Origin of the sequence: Nitrosomonas mobilis (genome assembly GCF_900103035.1) — a bacterium.
GTDB classification, from domain to species: domain Bacteria; phylum Pseudomonadota; class Gammaproteobacteria; order Burkholderiales; family Nitrosomonadaceae; genus Nitrosomonas; species Nitrosomonas mobilis.
The window spans coordinates 22,855-42,986 of sequence record NZ_FMWO01000073.1 but is presented as its reverse complement, the minus strand read 5'-3'; the positions used below and the strand labels follow the sequence as shown (position 1 = coordinate 42,986).

General features: G+C 47.7%; 18 protein-coding genes. 5 read left to right on the top strand and 13 right to left on the bottom strand.

Translation table 11 applies throughout. From position 1 onward, the window contains the following. From tuf to rpsL, 4 genes are all read right to left on the bottom strand, one after another. Nucleotides 1-989, bottom strand: a 989-nt coding sequence (gene tuf, locus NSMM_RS12340) for an elongation factor Tu (RefSeq protein ID WP_090287872.1), incomplete at its 3' end; no start/stop codon positions are given. A gap of 31 nt (nucleotides 990-1,020) precedes the next feature. After that, on the bottom strand, nucleotides 1,021-3,069 hold the full coding sequence (gene fusA / locus NSMM_RS12335) for an elongation factor G (protein ID WP_425412376.1): 2,049 nt from the start codon (nucleotides 3,067-3,069) through the stop codon (nucleotides 1,021-1,023). Between the two features lie 134 nt (nucleotides 3,070-3,203). Next, nucleotides 3,204-3,674, bottom strand: a complete 471-nt coding sequence (gene rpsG / locus NSMM_RS12330) for a 30S ribosomal protein S7 (protein ID WP_090287868.1) — start codon at nucleotides 3,672-3,674, stop codon at nucleotides 3,204-3,206. Nucleotides 3,675-3,747: 73 nt separating this feature from the next. Then, complete coding sequence (gene rpsL, locus NSMM_RS12325; protein ID WP_090287866.1) at nucleotides 3,748-4,125, bottom strand: 30S ribosomal protein S12; 378 nt, start codon at nucleotides 4,123-4,125, stop codon at nucleotides 3,748-3,750. Between the two features lie 359 nt (nucleotides 4,126-4,484). Between rpsL and NSMM_RS12320 the strand changes: the two genes are divergently transcribed. After that, complete coding sequence (locus tag NSMM_RS12320) at nucleotides 4,485-5,036, top strand: L,D-transpeptidase (protein ID WP_245654799.1); 552 nt, start codon at nucleotides 4,485-4,487, stop codon at nucleotides 5,034-5,036. A 155-nt stretch (nucleotides 5,037-5,191) separates the two neighbouring features. Here NSMM_RS12320 and NSMM_RS12315 read toward each other — a convergent pair whose 3' ends face one another. Together NSMM_RS12315 and hemF are read right to left on the bottom strand one after the other, a co-directional pair. Beyond that, on the bottom strand, nucleotides 5,192-5,629 hold the full coding sequence (locus NSMM_RS12315) for an Hsp20/alpha crystallin family protein (protein ID WP_090287862.1): 438 nt from the start codon (nucleotides 5,627-5,629) through the stop codon (nucleotides 5,192-5,194). 224 nt (nucleotides 5,630-5,853) lie between these two features. Beyond that, a complete protein-coding gene (gene hemF / locus NSMM_RS12310) occupies nucleotides 5,854-6,759 on the bottom strand; it encodes an oxygen-dependent coproporphyrinogen oxidase (RefSeq protein ID WP_090287861.1) in 906 nt (301 codons plus the stop codon). A 145-nt stretch (nucleotides 6,760-6,904) separates the two neighbouring features. Here hemF and aroC point away from each other — a divergent pair, with 145 nt between their 5' ends. After that, nucleotides 6,905-8,077: a chorismate synthase gene (aroC, locus tag NSMM_RS12305; protein WP_090287859.1), complete on the top strand. Its 1,173-nt coding sequence runs from the start codon at nucleotides 6,905-6,907 to the stop codon at nucleotides 8,075-8,077. Nucleotides 8,078-8,102: 25 nt separating this feature from the next. Here aroC and NSMM_RS12300 read toward each other — a convergent pair whose 3' ends face one another. The 4 genes from NSMM_RS12300 to NSMM_RS12285 all read right to left on the bottom strand — a co-directional run bounded on the left by NSMM_RS12300 (nucleotide 8,103) and on the right by NSMM_RS12285 (nucleotide 13,377). Further along, the gene (locus tag NSMM_RS12300; protein ID WP_090287858.1) at nucleotides 8,103-9,542 is read right to left on the bottom strand and encodes a sensor histidine kinase; all 1,440 of its coding nucleotides are present in this window, start codon (nucleotides 9,540-9,542) and stop codon (nucleotides 8,103-8,105) included. An 11-nt stretch (nucleotides 9,543-9,553) separates the two neighbouring features. Further along, a complete protein-coding gene (locus tag NSMM_RS12295) occupies nucleotides 9,554-9,955 on the bottom strand; it encodes a response regulator (protein ID WP_090287856.1) in 402 nt (133 codons plus the stop codon). 178 nt (nucleotides 9,956-10,133) lie between these two features. After that, the gene (locus NSMM_RS12290; RefSeq protein WP_090287854.1) at nucleotides 10,134-12,647 is read right to left on the bottom strand and encodes an ABC transporter permease; all 2,514 of its coding nucleotides are present in this window, start codon (nucleotides 12,645-12,647) and stop codon (nucleotides 10,134-10,136) included. A 13-nt stretch (nucleotides 12,648-12,660) separates the two neighbouring features. Beyond that, complete coding sequence (locus tag NSMM_RS12285; RefSeq protein ID WP_176753960.1) at nucleotides 12,661-13,377, bottom strand: ABC transporter ATP-binding protein; 717 nt, start codon at nucleotides 13,375-13,377, stop codon at nucleotides 12,661-12,663. Between NSMM_RS12285 and NSMM_RS12280 the strand changes: the two genes are divergently transcribed. Continuing rightward, nucleotides 13,376-14,056 carry an arylesterase gene (locus tag NSMM_RS12280; protein WP_245654798.1) on the top strand — a complete coding sequence of 227 codons (681 nt, stop codon included), beginning with the start codon at nucleotides 13,376-13,378 and terminating at the stop codon, nucleotides 14,054-14,056. The genes NSMM_RS12285 and NSMM_RS12280 overlap by 2 nt on opposite strands. 115 nt (nucleotides 14,057-14,171) lie before the next feature. Continuing rightward, on the top strand, nucleotides 14,172-14,894 hold the full coding sequence (phoB, locus tag NSMM_RS12275; protein ID WP_090287850.1) for a phosphate regulon transcriptional regulator PhoB: 723 nt from the start codon (nucleotides 14,172-14,174) through the stop codon (nucleotides 14,892-14,894). Nucleotides 14,895-14,918: 24 nt separating this feature from the next. On the opposite strand, the gene ppx is transcribed toward phoB, so the two are convergent. The 3 genes from ppx to rpiA form a co-directional block, all read right to left on the bottom strand. Beyond that, a complete protein-coding gene (ppx, locus tag NSMM_RS12270) occupies nucleotides 14,919-16,439 on the bottom strand; it encodes an exopolyphosphatase (protein ID WP_090287848.1) in 1,521 nt (506 codons plus the stop codon). A gap of 44 nt (nucleotides 16,440-16,483) precedes the next feature. Continuing rightward, complete coding sequence (gene phoU / locus NSMM_RS12265) at nucleotides 16,484-17,191, bottom strand: phosphate signaling complex protein PhoU (protein ID WP_090287846.1); 708 nt, start codon at nucleotides 17,189-17,191, stop codon at nucleotides 16,484-16,486. Between the two features lie 173 nt (nucleotides 17,192-17,364). Further along, nucleotides 17,365-18,024, bottom strand: a complete 660-nt coding sequence (rpiA, locus tag NSMM_RS12260; protein WP_090287877.1) for a ribose-5-phosphate isomerase RpiA — start codon at nucleotides 18,022-18,024, stop codon at nucleotides 17,365-17,367. A gap of 251 nt (nucleotides 18,025-18,275) precedes the next feature. Between rpiA and mutL the strand changes: the two genes are divergently transcribed. Next, nucleotides 18,276-20,099: a DNA mismatch repair endonuclease MutL gene (gene mutL / locus NSMM_RS12255; RefSeq protein ID WP_090287844.1), complete on the top strand. Its 1,824-nt coding sequence runs from the start codon at nucleotides 18,276-18,278 to the stop codon at nucleotides 20,097-20,099. Nucleotides 20,100-20,132: the final 33 nt, after the last annotated feature.

Sequence of the window (20,132 nt, the reverse complement as noted above, 5' to 3'; positions counted from 1 at the left end):
CGATAGCCAGCAAAGAATGGTGTGTGCCGACCACCCTCTTCCTTACTCAACACATAAATTTCTGCAGCAAATTTGGTATGCGGAAGAATACTGCCCGGCTTAGCCAGCACCTGACCACGCTCAACCTCTTCCCGCTTGGTGCCACGCAATAACACACCAACATTATCTCCCGCTTGCCCCTGATCAAGCAACTTGCGGAACATTTCCACGCCCGTGCAAACAGTTTTGATCGTAGGCCGCAACCCAACAATCTCTATCTCTTCTCCAACCTTTATGACGCCACGCTCTACACGCCCCGTCACCACCGTACCCCGACCAGAGATAGAAAATACGTCTTCAACCGGCATAATAAACGCGCCATCAATTGCACGCTCCGGCTCAGGTATATAGGTATCCAGCGCTTCTGCCAATTTGAATATCGAAGGTTGCCCAATCTCGCTCTGATCCCCCTCCAGCGCCTTTAACGCTGACCCAGTGATAATCGGCGTGTCATCGCCCGGAAAATCATATTTCGAAAGCAACTCGCGTATCTCCATCTCCACCAGTTCCAACAATTCGGCATCGTCCACCATGTCCGCCTTGTTCATGTAGACAATGATGTAAGGTACGCCGACCTGCCGTGCCAGCAAGATATGTTCGCGCGTCTGCGGCATTGGTCCGTCTGCTGAAGATACGACCAGAATCGCCCCATCCATCTGCGCCGCGCCAGTAATCATATTTTTTACATAATCAGCGTGCCCCGGGCAATCGACGTGCGCATAATGCCGATTGGCAGTTTCGTATTCAACATGAGAGGTATTGATGGTGATTCCGCGCGCGCGCTCTTCTGGCGCAGAATCTATCTGCGCATAGGATTTTATCTCTCCACCATATTTGTTCGTCAGCACCGTCGTGATCGCAGCAGTAAGTGTCGTCTTACCATGATCCACGTGTCCAATCGTCCCGACATTTACATGTGGTTTGCTTCGCTCAAATTTACTCTTAGCCATACTTTCCTTCCTCGTTTTATCTAGACAGGGCTTATTTTTTGTTGATAATCGCTTCAGCCACGTTTTTTGGCGCTTCTGTGTAATGCTTAAATTCCATCGAATAAGTAGCTCTTCCCTGAGTTGCCGAACGAAGAGTAGTAGAATATCCAAACATTTCAGCTAACGGCACTTCTGCTCTGATAACCTTAAAACCAGGCGTATCATCCATCCCCTGGATTATCCCTCTTCGAGAAGACAGATCACCAACAACATTACCCATAAAGTCCGCCGGAGTTTCAACCTCCACCGCCATCATCGGCTCTAAAAGTATTGCACTAGCTTTCCGCATTCCTTCTTTAAATGCAATTGAGGCAGCCATTTTGAATGCATTCTCGTTCGAATCAACATCATGATACGAGCCATCAAAGAGGGCAATTTTAACATCAACGACCGGATAGCCAGCCAGCACTCCATTCGTAAGTGAATCGACGAGCCCCTTTTCAACTGCTGGAATATATTCGCGCGGAACGGCACCACCCTTAATTTCATCTATAAATTCAAACCCCTTGCCCGATTCATTTGGCTCCATGCGCAACCACACGTGCCCGTACTGACCACGTCCGCCACTTTGCTTGACAAATTTCCCCTCGACTTCAACTTGCTTCTTGATTGCCTCTCGATATGCTACTTGCGGTGCACCAACATTTGCTTCCACACCAAATTCACGCTTCATGCGATCAACGATAATCTCCAAATGAAGCTCACCCATACCAGATATAATCGTTTGCCCAGACTCTTCATCAGTTCTCACTCTAAATGATGGATCTTCTTGCGCCAATCTATTTAACGCGATCCCCATTTTCTCCTGATCAGCTTTTGTTTTTGGCTCAACGGCCACATGTATCACGGGCTCCGGAAAATCCATTCTTTCCAGCGTTATTATGCTATCCAAAGAACACAATGTGTCCCCAGTTGTTACTTCTTTTAACCCAACTGCTGCTGCAATATCACCCGCGCGAACTTCTTTTAACTCTTCGCGCTGATTAGCGTGCATCTGCAATATTCGACCAATTCTTTCTTTTTTTCCCTTTACTGGATTAAATACCGTATCTCCGGATTTAACTATGCCAGAATACACTCGAAAGAAAATTAATTGCCCAACATATGGATCTGTGGCAATTTTGAATGCCAGTGCCGCAAAAGGCTCTTTTTCTCCCGGTTTACGCTCACTAACCTCACCATTTTCCTCTGTGCCCTGTATTGCACTCACATCCAGCGGTGATGGCAGGTAATCAATCACAGCATCAAGCATGGCTTGCACACCTTTATTTTTGAATGCTGTGCCACATAACATCGGAACAATTTCATTATTAACTGTTCTTGCGCGCAACCCCTGTTTAATTTCAGCTAGAGACAGATCGCCATGCTCAAGATATTTGTTCATCAACTCTTCACTTGCCTCAGCGGCAGTTTCTACCATCTTCTCGCGCCATGAATTTGCCTCTTCCAACAAATTCTCAGGTATTTCCTTTTCCTCGAAGTTAATCCCGTTAGACGCATCATCCCAGTAAACAGCTTTCATTTTTACCAAATCTATAACACCCAAAAAACCATCTTCCGCGCCTATCGGCAACTGTATCGGAACGGGCTGGGCTTTGAGTCGCGTATTTATTTGCTGATAAACACGCATAAAATTAGCCCCAGATCGATCCATTTTATTAACAAAAGCCAATCTAGGCACTTTATACTTATTGGCCTGCCTCCACACGGTCTCCGTCTGCGGCTGAACGCCACCAACCGCGCAGAAAACAGTGCAGGCCCCATCCAGCACTCGAAGTGACCGCTCCACTTCGATTGTAAAATCTACGTGACCAGGCGTATCAATAATATTAATTCGGTGCTCTGGATAGCTTCCTTTTTTCATTCCCGACCAGAAACAAGTAGTTGCAGCGGAAGTGATGGTAATACCGCGCTCCTGCTCCTGCTCCATCCAGTCCATTGTCGCCGCACCATCATGCACCTCGCCGAGTTTATGCGACACCCCGGTATAGAACAATATCCTTTCGGTGGTTGTGGTTTTACCGGCGTCTATGTGCGCCATGATGCCTATATTTCGATACCTATCTAACGGGATATGTTTTGACACAATTAATTCCTGAATATTTGCTTATTGCTACATTACACAGCGTTACTGCTAACTGGCATTAGCCCATAAAGTTCACACGCCACAAAAAATTAAAATCTGAAGTGCGAAAATGCTTTATTTGATTCAGCCATTCTGTGAATCTCTTCACGTTTTTTAAATGCCGCACCCCTATTTTCGGATGCCTCGATTAACTCTCCAGCCAATCTTAATCCCATTGACTTCTCACTTCTTTTTCTTGCTGCATCTCGCAGCCATCTCATCGCCAAAGCATTGCGTCTCACGGAGCGCACTTCCACTGGAACCTGATAATTTGCACCACCTACACGTCGACTCTTCACCTCTACAACTGGTCTTATATTCGACAACGCCTGGGTAAATACCTCCAAGGGATCTTTTCCAGTTTTTTTGCCAACCTGATCTAGAGCGCCATATATAATCCTCTCGGACACGGATTTTTTACCATGCGTCATTAGCACATTAACAAATTTTGCCAATTCGATATTATGATATTTTGGATCTGGCAAGATCTCTCTTTTAGGCACTTCTCTACGTCTTGGCATATTTATGCTCCAAATTTATTTCTTAGTACTAATTAAGTAAAAATTGCTGAATATTTCTTATATAATCAATCAGTTAATTACTTTTTGGTTTTTTTGAGCCATACTTGGAGCGTGCTTTCTTGCGATCTTTAACGCCAACCGTATCCAAACTTCCCCGAACGGTGTGATAGCGAACACCCGGCAAATCTTTCACCCTACCACCGCGAATCAGAACAACCGAGTGCTCCTGTAAATTATGCCCTTCTCCACCAATATAACTGCTTACTTCAAAACCATTAGTCAGCCGCACCCTCGCAACTTTTCTTAAGGCTGAATTCGGTTTTTTAGGAGTCGTTGTATATACCCTGGTACAAACTCCTCTTCTCTGAGGGCAACTTTCCAGTGCCGGAACCTTACTTTTGACTATCTTCGCCTTGCGTGGCTTTCTTACTAATTGATTAATGGTTGGCATTTCACGTCCTATTCAGGAGACCTTATCATGGCTATAATTCATTTTCTGGCTGCATCACGACTACAGGCTAACCACGCGCTAGCATTTATCTCGCGTTACTCTATAATCTACCAAGCGCTTTGACCTACTTTAAATCCAATCATATGCATCTTGTTTAAGCAGACAAATCGTCTAAAAGACTGCGGATTCTAGGGCGTTATTCTTTACATGTCAAGTTATGGCATTTATATTATGGCATTTATATTATGGAATTTATCTTTTAACGCTGCCTACTACCATCACTCCTCCTGATTTTATTTTTGCTTGTGGACATGTATACACATTTAGGACGAATCAATTTTTCCATCACGAGCAGATGTTTGGGGCAAATACTTTTTGCCTTTCTTCTCAACCTGCTTGTGTTCAATTTTGCCGCAGCCAGCAACCAAACCGAAACCTGGATTGAAGTTGACACATCCCGACTACAGTTAACCGTTATGAATGCAGGAAAAGTATCGCTATTAATTAGGGGCATCTCGATTGGTAGATTTGGTGCCAGCCGAATACGAATGCGCGGCAGCAATCTTACTCCAATCGGCACTTTCAGGATATCTTCAATCAGAAATAGTCAACGTTTTTACAAATTCTTTGGTATAGATTATCCCAATCGAAAAACTGCCGATCTCGCATTGCAGGCAAACCGGATCGACCTTGCAACATGGAAAAAAATAATCAAGGCCATCGACAATAACATGTCTGTTCCGCAAGATACTCCGCTAGGAGGGCATCTTGGCATCCATGGTATTGGAAAAGGAGATATTGACGTTCACCGTCGTTATAACTGGACCAACGGTTGTATTGCGCTAACTAATGAACAAATTAATCAACTGAATCGCTGGTTAAAACTCGGGATGCGCGTGACTATTTTTTAGTCATTTACATTATTTTTGGATTTCATAGTGAAGGAAAAAGTTCATGACTATGGGTCCTCAGTCTTAATGTGCCAATCTGCCGGACAAAAATGTATTTTTATCAAAAAAAGAAGATGGGGCTTGCAGGTCCCATCTTCTCGCTTTATCTTGTTAACTCACTCTGAAGCGGTCACGCTAATTTTCTTGGGTTGCACCGACTCCCGTTTGGGGATAGTAATCTCCAACACGCCATGTTTAGATGCTGCCGAGATAGCGTCAGGATTAGCAGTATCCGGGAGGCTGAAGCGGCGATAGAAAGACCCAAAAGTTCTCTCCACACGCTTATAACCTTCTTTTTCAGTTTTCGCTTCAGTCTGCTTTTCACCCTTGATGGTTAATACCCCATTTTCCATGCTGACATCAATTTCCTCCGGCTTAACGCCCGGTAAATCGGCATGTAGCACAAATTTGTCTGCTTCTTCCTTGATATCTACCGCTGGCGCCCACTCTGCAGTTGCCGAGGAACCATTTCCAGCCGCATCATCCCGCACTCTCTCCAGTTCACGTTGCAGCTGTGTCAGCAAACCCCAAGGCTCGTATCTTGTAACTGCCATGTCAACCTCCATATCGAAAAAAATTCATCAACAAGTCGCCCAAAAATTTATATTTCGACAACCTGCACCTAAATATTACCTGAGTATTGACAGAACGAATTCTCTGATTTCTACAAGACAGCTGATATTTTAATCAGGATGTTCAACCAACCTCACTTTAAACATGGGGCTGACCACACTATTTTCAAGTAGGCGCGCAAAACAACTTCTTTGATAGAGATAACTCAGCCTGTCTGCAGCCAATCCTTGCCAATCAGAAAGTCGCTGTATAACCTGGCTTCGGGAGTGTCTGCCTCGGGCGACCAGTTGTATCGCCATTTAACGATTGGTGGCAATGACATCAGAATGGATTCGGTACGTCCTCCAGTCTGCAATCCGAATAGCGTGCCACGGTCCCATACCAGGTTGAATTCAACATAGCGTCCGCGACGATATGCTTGGAAATCGCGTTCACGTTCACCATAAACAATGTCACAACGCTTTTGTACAATAGGCACATAGGCAGCTAAAAAATGATCACCGACATTTCTGGTGAGACGAAAACAGGTCGTAAAATCCGGCTGATTAAAATCATCAAAAAAAATTCCACCGATTCCGCGTGGCTCTTGGCGGTGCTTTAAATAGAAATATTCATCGCACCATTTTTTGAAACGCCGGTAGTAGTCTCCACCAATGGAATCAAGCGCACGCTGGCAGGCCTGATGAAAATGCACAGCATCTTCTTCAAAACCGTAATAAGGGGTCAAATCCATACCCCCACCAAACCACCACACCGGTTCAGCACCTTCTTTGATCGCCTCAAAAAAACGTACGTTCATGTGCACGGTAGGTGCATAAGGATTGCGTGGATGTAGTACAAGTGAGACACCAATAGCCTCAAATGCCCTACCGGCCAGTTCCGGCCGCGCGGCCGTCGCTGATGCAGGCAGACCACTACCATAAACATGCGAAAAATTTACACCGCCACGTTCCAGTATGTTGCCTTCCTCGATCACACAACTGGCACCCCCTCCCCCCTGTGGCCGTTCCCAGCTATCGCGCTGGAATTTCCCACCATCTATTTCTTCCAACCCGGATACGATCCGATTCTGCAAATCCAGCAAATACGCTTTTACCTCGCCACTATTCATATCCCCTCCTTGATGAAATTCTTTGTCATTTTACCTGCAAGCCTTGTCATTTTAGATGATCTTGTCCTGAGCTACGCGCGATTGGCGCAACCCATGACTTTTGCACCCATGATAAACTTCAAGGCTAAATTTTGAAGGAAAAGCAATGTCAGGCAATACAATCGGAAAACTTTTCAGCGTCACATCCTTTGGTGAATCCCACGGACCGGCGATTGGCTGTATCGTCGATGGATGCCCGCCAGGACTTACCTTGTCAGAACAAGATATTCAACAGGAGCTTGATCGGCGCAAGCCAGGCACGTCGCGGCATGTTACCCAACGCCATGAAACCGATCAGATAGAAATTCTCTCCGGAGTATTTGAAGGGCAAACGACGGGTACACCGATCGCTCTGCTGATTCGCAACATAGATCAACGCAGCAAGGATTACAGCAAAATTATGGATGTTTTCCGTCCCGGTCATGCGGACTACACCTACTGGCAGAAGTATGGCATTCGCGACTACCGTGGCGGTGGCAGGTCTTCCGCGCGCGAGACTGCTGTACGCGTAGCCGCCGGGGCCATTGCCAAAAAATGGCTGCACGAGCATCACGCCGTGATTATTCGTGGCTACATGGCACAACTTGGCCCAATTCACCTCTCTTTCAAAGGCTGGGAAGACGTCAATCAAAATCCTTTCTTTGCTGCAGACAATACGCGCGCAGCGGAGCTCGAAGCCTTCATGGACAATCTACGCAAATCAGGTGATTCAGTTGGTGCCAAAATTACGGCGATAGCTGAAGGCGTACCAGTCGGCTGGGGCGAGCCAGTGTATGACCGGCTCGACGCTGAAATCGCCTACGCCATGATGAGCATCAACGCTGTCAAGGGCGTTGAAATTGGGGCAGGGTTCGACTGCGTCGCACAGAAAGGCACCGAACATTCCGACGAAATCACCCCGGATGGGTTTTTAAGCAATCACGCTGGTGGCATATTGGGCGGCATCTCTACCGGGCAATCAATTATCGTCAATGTTGCCATCAAACCCACTTCCAGTATTCGCCTGGAACGGCGTTCCATCGACAAAAATGGGCAGCCTGCTATCGTGCAGACCCATGGTCGCCACGACCCCTGTGTTGGTATTCGCGCCACACCAATCGTGGAAGCCATGCTCGCGCTGGCACTGATGGACCACGCGCTGCGCCATCGTGCACAGAACGCCGATGTCGTCTGTAAAACCCCACGCGTACCTGCAAGTGCTTCCAGTCAGGACCAACCTGCCATCAACCAGCAACAGCCAATCCGAACCGAAGACCCGGAACCAGATGAGGCATCCTGACATTTCACATAACCTGCCACAGCCGTTAATCTGCATTCCCACCGGGAGGCAGTATGTTGTGAAATACGATGGTAAAGGTAGTGCCCAAATTGGGTGTACTGGATACTCGTATCTTAATGTTGTTGTTCCTGGCAGCTATCTTGACCAGAGACAGCCCGATCCCGCTGGATGATTTATTATGCACCACCGCTCTGGGCGAATAAAAATATTCATTAAAAATATTGGGCAGGTCTTTCTCTTCGATTCCAATACCTTGATCAGTAACAGTAATATTTCCTGTGGCGTCCTGGAAATTGACTGCAGATAATATCTCTACAGATGCATTGTCATAAGAATAGGTAAGCGCATTCGAAATGATATTCTCCAAAATAATCTCTAATTGCTCTGGAATGCCCACTACCCAGAAATCCTGGGTGGCGTGATCAAGCTTGATGTTCCTGGCATTCGCAACCGGTTCCAGCTTGTCAATAGCTCTTGCGATTACAGCCGCCACGCTAATCTGTTCCATCGTTTCTGGAGTATGCACAGATGCCTTTAACCGCTCCAGCCGGAGCATATCCAGAATCAGTCTTGACATACCAGCACCACGCTTATCTATTCTTGCCAGCACCTCCCTAATGTCTGAAGATACCTCCCCGCAGTAACCACCATTGATCAGATTAATCTTGCTGCGGATAGCATCCAATGGCGCCTTGAGCTGATGTGTCACCAGCATACCGTACTGGTCTTTGTTATATTGCGCTTGTTTCACCTGCTCCATCGCTTCCTTGAGATGCTGTTCATGCGCACGAACTACAATTGATAAACGCGACACCACATACCAGACAATCAGAAACAGTGAATTCAGTGACACCATCCATAGTAGAACCCGCCCCTTGTTCAGACTTTCATCCGGAACCACCTGCGCGCCAACCATAATAGATTGATAAACATAAATAAACATGCCACTTTCTGAGACAAGAACAATGGTGTACATCACCACTACAATTATCAGAACGATCAGACTCTCGATCGCAGAAAAGAAAATGCACGCCAGTGCAATATGCAGAATATAAAAAAATGGAGCTGGTGTAGCCGTACTGCCAACATAGTGCACAACAATCGACAGACAGATTAGGTCAACAATAATCTGCGCCCACAGATTGGCTGATGGGGAGTTATATCGAGAAGGTTTAACAAAATCAAGCGCATAAATATACGCAAAATTGGTGCCACTCAAAATAATACTGACAGCAAGCGGCCAGGTCTGATTTTCCTTTACTCCCAGCCAGGCAAGCGTTTCTGAGGCGGTTAGGAAGAATACCTGCAGCAAGATAAGCCCGGCAACAACGGTCCACCTGAAAATGATGAACCAGCGAATATTCTCAACCAGAATCTCATTGCTGAGTTTATGGCCTTTCTCTCTGGCGGCAGCAATATCGAACTGATGATTGCGATCGCTCCAGGAAAAATCGATTTCAGCCATTGCCAGTCATGCTAGGCAGAGCTATTCAGTTTACTGGGGTTACGATCGAGCCGATCGCGGATAATCGACAGCAATACGGCGGGCTCTACCGGTTTTTCGATGATACAAACCCATTCCTGCGATTTATCTACAAAATAGGGCAAGATCATGTCACCCAGAGACGTCATAAAAACGGCCTGCATTCCGGGGAACTGCTCATGCAGTTCCACATAGGTTTTCAGGCCAGCATCCATGGACTCGACCATAACGTCCAGAATCGCTAGATCTGGAATGGATTCCGGATTATTCAGTGCATTGATAAAATCAGCCGATGTGTGATAGCTATCGACCTCATATCCATTCATCGTCAGAATCCGTCTGACGGTATCACGAATATCAGGATCATCATCAATGTGCGCTATTTTTTGTGGCATGTCATCCCTCTGATTAACAAAATTCCTTGTGCAGTCTAGATCAACGAAATAAAAACTAGCTTTCCGGCGCCATCTACTCATCGGCACTTCAAAAAATACTAAACCTATCAAACCAGGCTAGCAAGCCTTTTTAACCAACAGACTTTTTAACCACCGGATGCAACTAGACTGAACTCAATTACCCGGCTTTGCGTAATGTCAACAATGGCGGCTGCGACAAGGTCGAACGCGTACCAATCAATCCAGCTGCGGTTACGCTGATCACACCTATCAAAATACCGATCAGCCATAGCCAAGGATTGGGGGTATAGGATAAATGCAGTGTGCGCTCACTGATAACATAACCGAGCACGCCGGAACCTGCCGCCGCAAAAATACCCGCCAGTCCTCCAAGAATCGCGAATTCGACAAGCCAGGCACGGGCAAGCTGGCGTTTTCTGGCGCCGAGTGTGCGGAAGATTGCCGCTTCGTATCTGCGTTCATCCTGAGTAGCGGCAATCGCAGCATACAACACGATGAAACCGGCCAGCAAGGTAAACATAAATACAAATTCAACTGCGCGGGCAACCTGAGCGATCATAGTCTGCACGCGTTCGATCATGCTGGCGACATCGATGATCAGGATATTCGGAAAAGCACGTACCAGATGCTGCATAACACCAACTTGAGATGGTGGCAGATAAAAGCTGGTGACATACGTGGCCGGATAATTATCGAGTGAGCCCGGGCGCAAGACTGCAAAAAAATTGACATGAAACGTATCCCAGTCGATTTTACGCAAACTGGTGATAGTCGCCGTAAAATCCTCACCAGCAATATGAAATGTCATCCGATCGCCTAGCTTTACACCAATAGTTTTGGCAAAATCTTCCTCCATCGACAATTCGTTGAAATCGGCTTCAGTAGACCGCCACCATTCTCCGGCAACGATTTCGTTATCCTGCTGGAGTTTATCCATCCACGACAGATTGAATTCACGCATGATGAACTGCTTAGCGTGAGGATTGTGGTCATAATCCTCGGGGCGCACCGTGCCATCGTTGATTCTGGTCAAGCGACCACGCACCATCGGAAACATCTCCGGCTGCGCAATTTCGTGCTGCTCGAAGAAAGTAAACAATGCTGGCTGCTGGTCGGGTTGAATATTGATCAGGAATCGATTGGGCGTGTCAGGTGGCAAACGGGTTTGCCAATCCTGCAGCAGATCGGTGCGAATCAAGGTGAGCGTCATGAGCGCCATCATCCCCAACCCGAGCGCGACTGCCTGCACCAGACTGGCTAGCGTGCGCCGCTTGACGTTAGCAAGACCGTAATGCCATGCGCCTGATCCTTGCGCACGCATCAACAACATCAGTCGGATGATTACCCAGCCAATCGCGGCAAATGCTGCGACTGCCAGCAGAAATCCCAGCATGATCAACAAACCAAGTTTTAGATCACCCGCTTTCCATATAAAAAGGGTAGACAACATAAGCAGTCCAAACGCATAGCCGGCAAAACCATGCAGACTGGTCATGCCCATATCACGCCGGATAACGCGCAGCGCTGGTACTTGCCGCAAATTCAGCAACGGTGGCAAAGAGAAACCCAGCAACAGCACCATGCCGGTCAACATTCCCTGCACCGCCGGTAACCCCCCTGGCGGCGGCAACACTGTACCCGCTAACTCGGCAAGCCAGCGGGACAGAAATTCCTGCGCAATAACCCCCAGCATACAACCCAATAAACTGGAGAATGCTCCCAACATTAGAAAATGATAGAGATACAATCGCAGCAGTACCGACTGGGTTGCGCCCAGACAGCGCATCACTGCGCATCCATCGAGGTGCCGCTGAATAAAACGGCGTGTCGCCAAAGCAACTGCCACGGCGGCGACAACCACACTCGCCAGCGCAGCCAGCCCCAGAAATTTCCCGGCCCGATCCAGTGCCGCACGAATTTCCGGGCGCGCATCCTGGATGCCTTCGACACTTTGACCTGGCACAAGTTGTGCCTCCAGCCAGCTTCGATAAGCGGCGACATCGGCAATTTCACCGGCGACTAGCAACTGGTAGCTGACACGGCTTCCCGGCTGAATAAGCTCGCTGGCAGCAAGATCCTTCTCATTGATCAACAATCGCGGATTCATATTGATGAATCCCACTGAATGGTCGGGTTCGCTTGCAACCAATTCGGTGACGGTCAGCTCAATCATACCGATTTCAAGCTTATCACCCAATTTAACATCCAGCGCCGCCATTGCTTTCTCATCGATCCAGACAGTTCCGGGAGCAGGAATGCCTTGGGCGACGCGCGCAGGCGACTGGGAGAGTTCGTCACCTTCTGCCAGCGAAGTCAGTTGTAGCTTGCCACGCAATGGATACCCCGGCGTGACTGCCTTGATGGCGCATAACAGGTTATTGTCTGCATAACTGACCATGCTCGGAAACCTGGTCAATGCAGCCGTTTTCAGGCGAAAACGCTTGGCCTGCTGCTCATATCCGGGAGGTAACACCTGACTGGAACTGACCAACAGATCACCGCCCAGTAATTGACTGCTCTCATTTACCAGAGCACGCTGCACCCGGTCGGCAAAAAAACCGACTGTGGTCACGCCGCTTACGGCAATGATCAGAGCCAGAACCAGAATGCGCAGTTCCCCGGCACGCCAGTCACGCAGCAACATTCGCAAAGAAAGCCGTAACAGGTTCATGTCGCCATCTCCTTCATGAGTGACTGACCATCCTGCCGGCCTCCAGTTTCACGATCCGCGCACAACGTTCGGTCAGCTTTTCATCATGCGTAACCAGCACCAGGGTGGTACCTTGTTCGCGATTGAGCTCAAACATTAGATCAATAATCTGCGATCCCGTGGCGGCATCCAGATTGCCGGTTGGTTCATCGGCAAACAGCAGTTTCGGCTGAGTGACAAACGCCCGCGCAATAGCAACACGCTGTTGCTCTCCCCCCGATAACTGCCTGGGATAATGTTTTGCCCGTTTCTCTAGCCCTACTCGCGTCAGCCAGTTGACGGCGGCATCACGCGCCTGACTCTCTCCGGACAACTCCAGCGGAAGCATGACATTCTCCAGCGCAGTTAATGCCGGTAGCAGCTGAAATGACTGAAACATGAATCCCAGTAATCTACCACGCAGCACAGCCCTCTCATCCTCATCAAGTTTAAATATATCCTGCCCATCGAGAAAAACGGTTCCCTGGGTTGGTTCATCCAATCCAGCCAGCAAACCCAGCAAGGTAGACTTTCCCGAACCGGATGCACCGACCACGGCAATGGATTCACCTGCACTTACTTGCAAACTAATCTCCTTCAAGATTGTCAATGTGGTTTCGCCGGTTTCTATCTCTCTCGTCAGTTCTTGAGCTTGTATGATAGGCTGACTTTTTGTTTGCACGGATTGCTCAATCGATAGATTTTTTGCCATGAAAAAATTTTTACTCATCGTAGGTTGGTTATTTATTACTTTAAGTTCTCATCCTGCCTGGTCTGCAACTGGTATCAAAATCATGATACTTGGAGACAGCTTGTCCGTTGGTTACGGTTTATCACCAAATTCCGGTTGGGTGGATTTGCTCCGGCAACGCCTGCAAACTCAGTCATCCAGTTATGAAGTGATCAATATCAGCATCAGTGGAGAAATCACTCTGGGTGGGCGCAAACGCATCGAGCAGGCGCTTACCATACATCAACCCGCTATTGTTGTAATTGCACTTGGCGGCAACGATGGTTTGCAAGGCAAATCAATCCAGTCGATATATGACAATCTGGAAACAATTGTGCTGACCTGTAAACAGCACAATGTCGTACCGTTGCTGGTTGGGATGCAATTGCCGCCCAATTATGGCATAAGTTACATTCGAAAGTTTCGTGATATTTTTCCCCGTCTAGCGCAACATCATCAGTTGCAGCTCGTTCCTTTCATGCTGGAAGGATTTGGTAAAAATCGTGAATTTTTCCTGGCAGACGGCATTCACCCCAATGAACACGCCCAGGAAAAAATCATGGAAAATATCTGGCCTACCCTCGCTTCTCTGCTGGAATCCATGCAGCCCTTGGTTGAGTATAAGGAATCCAGCATACAAACAGGACACATACCAGATTAGCCGGACATCTATTAAATGACTGTATCCGTATCATGGCGACACCGTTACGATGTCATAAATCTGTAAGATCTTCTTTATATAATTTAAATAATTTAACGTAAAGATGAGGCACTAAATGTCCGCGACAGTTCTGATTGTTGAAGATGAACCTGCCATTCAGGAATTGATTTCCTATAACCTGAGAAATACTGGCTATGTTGCGCTAAGCGCTGATACAGCAGAACAGGCCATCGCAATGGTCAATGAAATCCTGCCTGATCTGGTGCTGGTGGACTGGATGTTACCCAATATGAGCGGTATCGATTTTGTTCGTTTGTTACGCGCCAGACCGCGTACGCAACCAATTCCCATCATTATGTTGACGGCCCGTGCTGATGAAGCCGACAAAATTTCCGGACTGGAAATGGGTGCGGATGACTACATTACCAAACCCTTTTCGCCACGTGAATTGAACGCCCGTATCAAAGCAGTTTTACGTCGACGTATTCCAGAAGTATCAGATGAGGTAATCGAAATCGGCGGTTTGCGTCTCGACCCGACCACTCATAGAGTAACCGTCTCGGATATTCAGGAAGAGGCCCGCCCACAAGAAATCATGCTTGGCCCAACCGAATTTCGCCTACTGCATTATCTGATGGCACATATCGAACGCGTTCATTCTCGTGCCCAGTTACTGGATAGAGTTTGGGGAGACCATGTTTTTGTTGAAGATCGCACCGTTGATGTCCATATACGCCGGCTGCGCAAAGCACTGGAAATAGTTGAAAAAGATAATCTAATTCAGACTGTTAGAGGAACAGGCTACCGGTTCTCAGTCAGAAGTGAAGTCAGTTATTGACGTTTTCCCAACGCCGTGATGCAATCAGGAGATTTGCCGACCAGAGTAACTTTCAACATTAAAATCAATATTAACTTTAGCCCAGGCCTCACTTTCACTGACCAGTAGCGTATCGGTTAATGGGTAACATTCCAACCATTCCTGTGGAATAAGTAATCTACATTTGCTGCTTTCTATAGCCATCTCCATGCTCGGCAGTTCAATACTGGTACGGCTGTGATAGAAAATTGCCGCGAGGCGCAAAGCAACCACACGTGCAAAATTGATCGGATCACTAATAAATTCCCTGGTTTTGGTGAGCGAACCTCGCACTGCCAGCGCCAGTTGACCCAACTGCGACTGCTCCATTCTGGAAAAGCCAGGAATATCAGCATTATTCAAAATATAGGCCGAATGTTTGTGGAAGCCGGTATGCGCAACACAGATCCCAATTTCATGCAGGCGTGCTGCCCACGAGAGTATTTTCAAGGCATCCTCTGCCGTCTTCTCATCCGGATAATTTGCCAGCATTTGCCTTCCCAGCACGAGGGCGAGCGATTCAATCCGGTTTGCTTGTGCGGAATCGATGCGATAGCGCTGCATGAATTGCTGCACGGAAACTTCGCGCATATCTTCCTGGTGGAATCTTCCCAGCAAATCGTATAGAACACCTTCACGCAAGGCGCCAGTAGTGACAGCCATACGCGTAATTTTCAATTCGGTAAAAATAGCTGCCATGATGGCAAAACCGCCAACAATGACTTTCTCACGATCTGGTTGCAAACCAGCTAACCCAAGATTGCGACTGTCCCCCACTTTGATAAGGTGGTCGCGTAATCTGTCTAGCCCCATCGACGTGATGACTTCAGATTCGTCACCATCATTAAATTGATTCAGGCTGAGTATGCGCGCCAATGCGCGCGCGGTTCCTGATGCTCCATATGCTTCCTGCCAATGATCAAAGGAAAAATCTGTAGAAATTGCCTGTATTTCAGTTCTGGCGGCAAACTCTGCGCGCTTCATCGCACCCTTGCTGATTTTCCCATCCGAAAAAAAACGTTGGCTATAGTTGATGCACCCCATATAAAGGCTCTCAAGCTTACTGGATTCAAGACGGTTGCCGATGATAAATTCGGTTGACCCTCCACCAATGTCTATGACGAGCCGATTGTTGTCTGAAGCAGGAAGACTGTGCGCCACTCCCAGGTAGATCAATCTGGCTTCTTCATGTCCGGCAATAACCTCAATCGGGAAGCCTAGGGCTTGTTCTGCTTTTTCCAAAAAATCAGCTGCGTTCCTGGCGACACGCAAAGAATTTGTACCAACGACACGTACCGCGTGCTGTGATAGTCCACGTAACCTTTCGCCAAATTTTTCCAGACAGATCAATGCTCGTTGCTGGGAGGCCTCATGCAGAAACTCGTCTTCAGACAGGTCTGCTGCAAGTTGCACCATCTCTTTTAGGCTATCCAGCGGGTAGAGCTGTTTGTCTACGACTCTTGCTACCTGTAGATGAAAACTATTGGAACCCAGGTCAACTGCCGCCAAAGTCGAATACTCATGCATGAATCAGACGGCTGGAGTTTTTTGTGATTTGAGATGCGAAGGCATTACTCGTTGACCTCACGCTCGATTTCATCAGCAGAGATATGCCGCACATCCTTACCTTTGACCATATAGACCACATATTCAGACATATTTTTTGCGTGATCCCCTATTCGCTCTATCGCCTTGGCGACAAACAGAATTTCAATGGCAGTCGAAATCTTGCGAGGATCTTCCATCATAAAGGTAATCAACTGCCGAATAATTGAGCGAAATTCCTCGTCCACCTCGTCATCCTGACGCACAATTTTGGCTGACACGCTGGGATCCAAGCGGGCAAAGGCATCCAGGGCCTTATTTACCATGTCGATCGTAAGATTGGCGATATGCTTGATTTCAATAAAACGGGGGACTTTCAGGCGACCGGTATCGTAGATCAACTTGGCCATCCGGGCGATTTTGGCCGCCTCATCGCCAATTCTTTCCAAATCGGTGATGGTATTGATGACGGTCATGATCATACGCAGATCACCGGCCGTTGGCTGACGGCGAGCAATAATCTGGCAGCTGAGCTCATCAATTTTCACCTGCATGGCATTGACTCGGTGATCATTTTTTATGATCTGCTCAATAGCCTGTTCATCACCAGTGGATAGCGCCTCAACAGCCTGCTCGATTTGCTGTACGACAAATCCCCCCATTTGCAATACGCTGGTACGGACTTCTTCAAGATCGGCATCAAATTTTTTGGAAACATGCTCTTTTGTAATCATGCGAATCGCTCTGGATAGTCTAAATTATCAATAATAGGTAAGATTGATGACAAACTGATTGCAATTATCTTTCAACTGGTAGACCACTCATTCATGAAAAAATGGAATCAATCTGACAATGTCTTCCAGGAACTCAGGGCTTCAAACAAACCAGTTTGCTGGGAGCAAATATTTTATAGCTTGATGGTTTCAACACCTTGTTGCGTTCCCAGCAACAATAAATCCGCGCCTCTTCTGGCGAATAAACCATTAGTGACGACGCCGGCAATCTGATTCAAGGTGGTTTCGAGTTCAACTGGATTCGCTATATTCAGATTATGAACATCAAGAATTAAATTCCCATTATCAGTTGTAAAGCCAACGCGCAGCGCCGGCTGTCCGCCAAGCAGTGCAATTTCACGCGCCACATAGCTGCGCGCCATGGGAATAACCTCAACCGGCAGCGGAAAGTTCCCCAGCACATCAACCAGCTTGCTCTGGTCGGCAATACAAATAAATTTGCGCGCTACCGCAGCCACGATTTTCTCGCGGGTTAACGCACCACCGCCACCTTTAATCATATGCAGATGACGGGTAACTTCATCAGCACCATCCACATAAACCGGTAGATTATCAGCATTGTTCAGCTCAACCACCTCAATTCCGTGTTTTTTTAACCGTTCAGCTGTTGCTTGTGAACTTGCCACCGCGCCTTCAATCTGGTGTTTGATCGTAGCAAGCGCATCAATAAAATAATTTGCCGTGGAGCCCGTTCCCACACCAACCAGGCTGCCTTTTGGTACATATTGAATTGCAGCCTGCGCGGCCGCCTGTTTTTGTTCGTCTTGAGTCATATTGATTTGTAAGTTATGCTGAAGCATGCTTCTAAAGGACAGCTCCAAAAATTCAGATTTGTAAACATTCCTTTTCGGGATTGCCTGTTTATTGGTTTCGATATCTGATGTTGCTGCATACCTGCTCTACTGTGAATCCCATCGCCTGATCAGAGCGTATCATAACTTGGTATCAGTTTTGTAATTAATAAGCACGGATTAAGTTAGCGTAACTGAAATAAACATGAATATATCCCATCGACCGAATTTTCATGAGTACTATTAAGCTGCTTCCCGATGGCCTGATCAGTCAAATAGCGGCCGGGGAAGTGGTTGAACGTCCAGCTTCCGTTCTGAAAGAATTGATGGAGAACTCGATCGATGCTGGTGCAACTGAAATCTCTGTGGAAATCCATCAAGGCGGTTTTAAACAGATAAGGGTTACCGATAATGGCACGGGAGTCGCTGCAGAAGAATTACCACTGGCGCTGATGCGGCACGCAACTAGCAAAATTGGCAGCCAGGAAGATTTACAGAATATTACCAGCCTGGGCTTTCGTGGTGAAGGACTGGCCAGTATTGCCTCGGTGTCTAATTTGTCGCTCATCAGCCGCCACCTGACCGGAGAACACGCCTGGCAAATCCGGACAGAAGGAACACGCTTACTGCCCGTCGAGCCAGCTGCTCATACAGTTGGCACCACAGTGGAAGTAAGTGATCTTTTTTTCAATTTACCGGCACGCCGCAAATTTCTCAAAACTGAGTCAACTGAATTTGCGCATTGCGAAGCAGTCTTTCAACGTATCGCGCTATCACACCCCGGCGTAACTTTCCGTCTGCAGCGGAATGGGAAACTACGTGGCCACTATCCAGCGTCGGAAATCCGCTCACGTATCTCGGCCATATTGGGTGAAGAATTCACACAAGCCGCCATATGCTTCGATGAACCCTCCGCCGGCCTCAGCTTATGCGGCATGTTAGCGTTACCCGCTTATTCCCGCGCAACCAGCGACACACAGTACTTTTTCGTCAATGGCCGCTTCATCCGCGACAAACTGGTAACGCATGCCTTACGTGAAGGCTACCGGGACATACTGCATCACGATCGCCACGCCGCTTTCGTGCTGTACTTTGATATTGAACCGGGACAGATTGATGTCAATGTGCATCCAACCAAAATAGAAATCCGCTTTCGCGAAAGTCGAGCGATTCACCAATTCATTTATCATGCTGTCAGCAAGACACTGGCGTCTCAACACGGTCTGGATACCAACGTGCCCATGACGCCTAAACCACTCAGCTCAATCCCGCTCAGCCAGACCGGTGAACAGCAACAGACCGCAGATCACCAACCAGCTCAGCATAGCTTCAAAGGCAGCTACTACCGGCAACAAAGCTTGCCGATCAGAACGATTGCACAATCACCCTCACCATTCTACGAAACCCTATTTGGCAACAAGTCCGAAGCAGCTGCCATTCGTGACGACAACCCACCCGCACAGGAACAAGCTGCCCCGCCTTTGGGTTTTGCCATTGGTCAGCTGCATGGCATTTACCTACTGGCGCAAAATACGAAGGGATTGATCCTTGTAGATATGCATGCAGCACATGAACGTATCGTTTACGAACAGCTGAAAGCCTCGCTGGATCAACATAAGCTGGCCGTGCAGCGTTTATTGATACCCGTAACGTTTCATGCAGACAGTTTAGACATAGCAACCGTTGAAGAAAGTCAGCAGCTTTTGCAGAATCTGGGTTTTGAGATAGCAATGCTATCCGCCACCTCCTTGGTAATCCGCACCATACCTGCTATGCTGCAGGGGGCTAATATTGAGAAACTGACACGGGATGTGCTGCAGGAAATCCGAGAAGGTGATCCCAAACTGCTGCTGACTGCGCAACATAATGAATTGCTGGCCACTATGGCATGCCATAGCGCCGTGCGGGCTAATCGCCAGCTAACTCTGGCCGAAATGAACGCCTTACTGCGACAAATGGAGCAAACTGATCGCGCCGATCAATGCAATCATGGACGTCCTACCTGGTTTGAAATCAGTCTGGCAGAACTTGATAAAATGTTCATGCGCGGCAAGTAATCTCGGTTTCATCAATAACTGTTTTCGGGAGAC

Excerpts from the sequence above, each read along its gene's own strand:
- fusA (WP_425412376.1), bottom strand. The coding sequence starts at position 3,069 with ATGGCGCACATAGACGCCGGTAAAACCACAACCACCGAAAGGATATTG.
- rpsG (WP_090287868.1), bottom strand. The coding sequence starts at position 3,674 with ATGCCAAGACGTAGAGAAGTGCCTAAAAGAGAGATCTTGCCAGATCCA.
- rpsL (WP_090287866.1), bottom strand. The coding sequence starts at position 4,125 with ATGCCAACCATTAATCAATTAGTAAGAAAGCCACGCAAGGCGAAGATA.
- NSMM_RS12315 (WP_090287862.1), bottom strand. The coding sequence starts at position 5,629 with ATGGCAGTTACAAGATACGAGCCTTGGGGTTTGCTGACACAGCTGCAA.
- hemF (WP_090287861.1), bottom strand. The coding sequence starts at position 6,759 with ATGAATAGTGGCGAGGTAAAAGCGTATTTGCTGGATTTGCAGAATCGG.
- aroC (WP_090287859.1), top strand. The coding sequence starts at position 6,905 with ATGTCAGGCAATACAATCGGAAAACTTTTCAGCGTCACATCCTTTGGT.
- NSMM_RS12300 (WP_090287858.1), bottom strand. The coding sequence starts at position 9,542 with ATGGCTGAAATCGATTTTTCCTGGAGCGATCGCAATCATCAGTTCGAT.
- NSMM_RS12295 (WP_090287856.1), bottom strand. The coding sequence starts at position 9,955 with ATGCCACAAAAAATAGCGCACATTGATGATGATCCTGATATTCGTGAT.
- NSMM_RS12290 (WP_090287854.1), bottom strand. The coding sequence starts at position 12,647 with ATGAACCTGTTACGGCTTTCTTTGCGAATGTTGCTGCGTGACTGGCGT.
- NSMM_RS12280 (WP_245654798.1), top strand. The coding sequence starts at position 13,376 with ATGAAAAAATTTTTACTCATCGTAGGTTGGTTATTTATTACTTTAAGT.
- NSMM_RS12285 (WP_176753960.1), bottom strand. The coding sequence starts at position 13,377 with ATGGCAAAAAATCTATCGATTGAGCAATCCGTGCAAACAAAAAGTCAG.
- phoB (WP_090287850.1), top strand. The coding sequence starts at position 14,172 with ATGTCCGCGACAGTTCTGATTGTTGAAGATGAACCTGCCATTCAGGAA.
- ppx (WP_090287848.1), bottom strand. The coding sequence starts at position 16,439 with ATGCATGAGTATTCGACTTTGGCGGCAGTTGACCTGGGTTCCAATAGT.
- phoU (WP_090287846.1), bottom strand. The coding sequence starts at position 17,191 with ATGATTACAAAAGAGCATGTTTCCAAAAAATTTGATGCCGATCTTGAA.
- rpiA (WP_090287877.1), bottom strand. The coding sequence starts at position 18,024 with ATGACTCAAGACGAACAAAAACAGGCGGCCGCGCAGGCTGCAATTCAA.
- mutL (WP_090287844.1), top strand. The coding sequence starts at position 18,276 with ATGAGTACTATTAAGCTGCTTCCCGATGGCCTGATCAGTCAAATAGCG.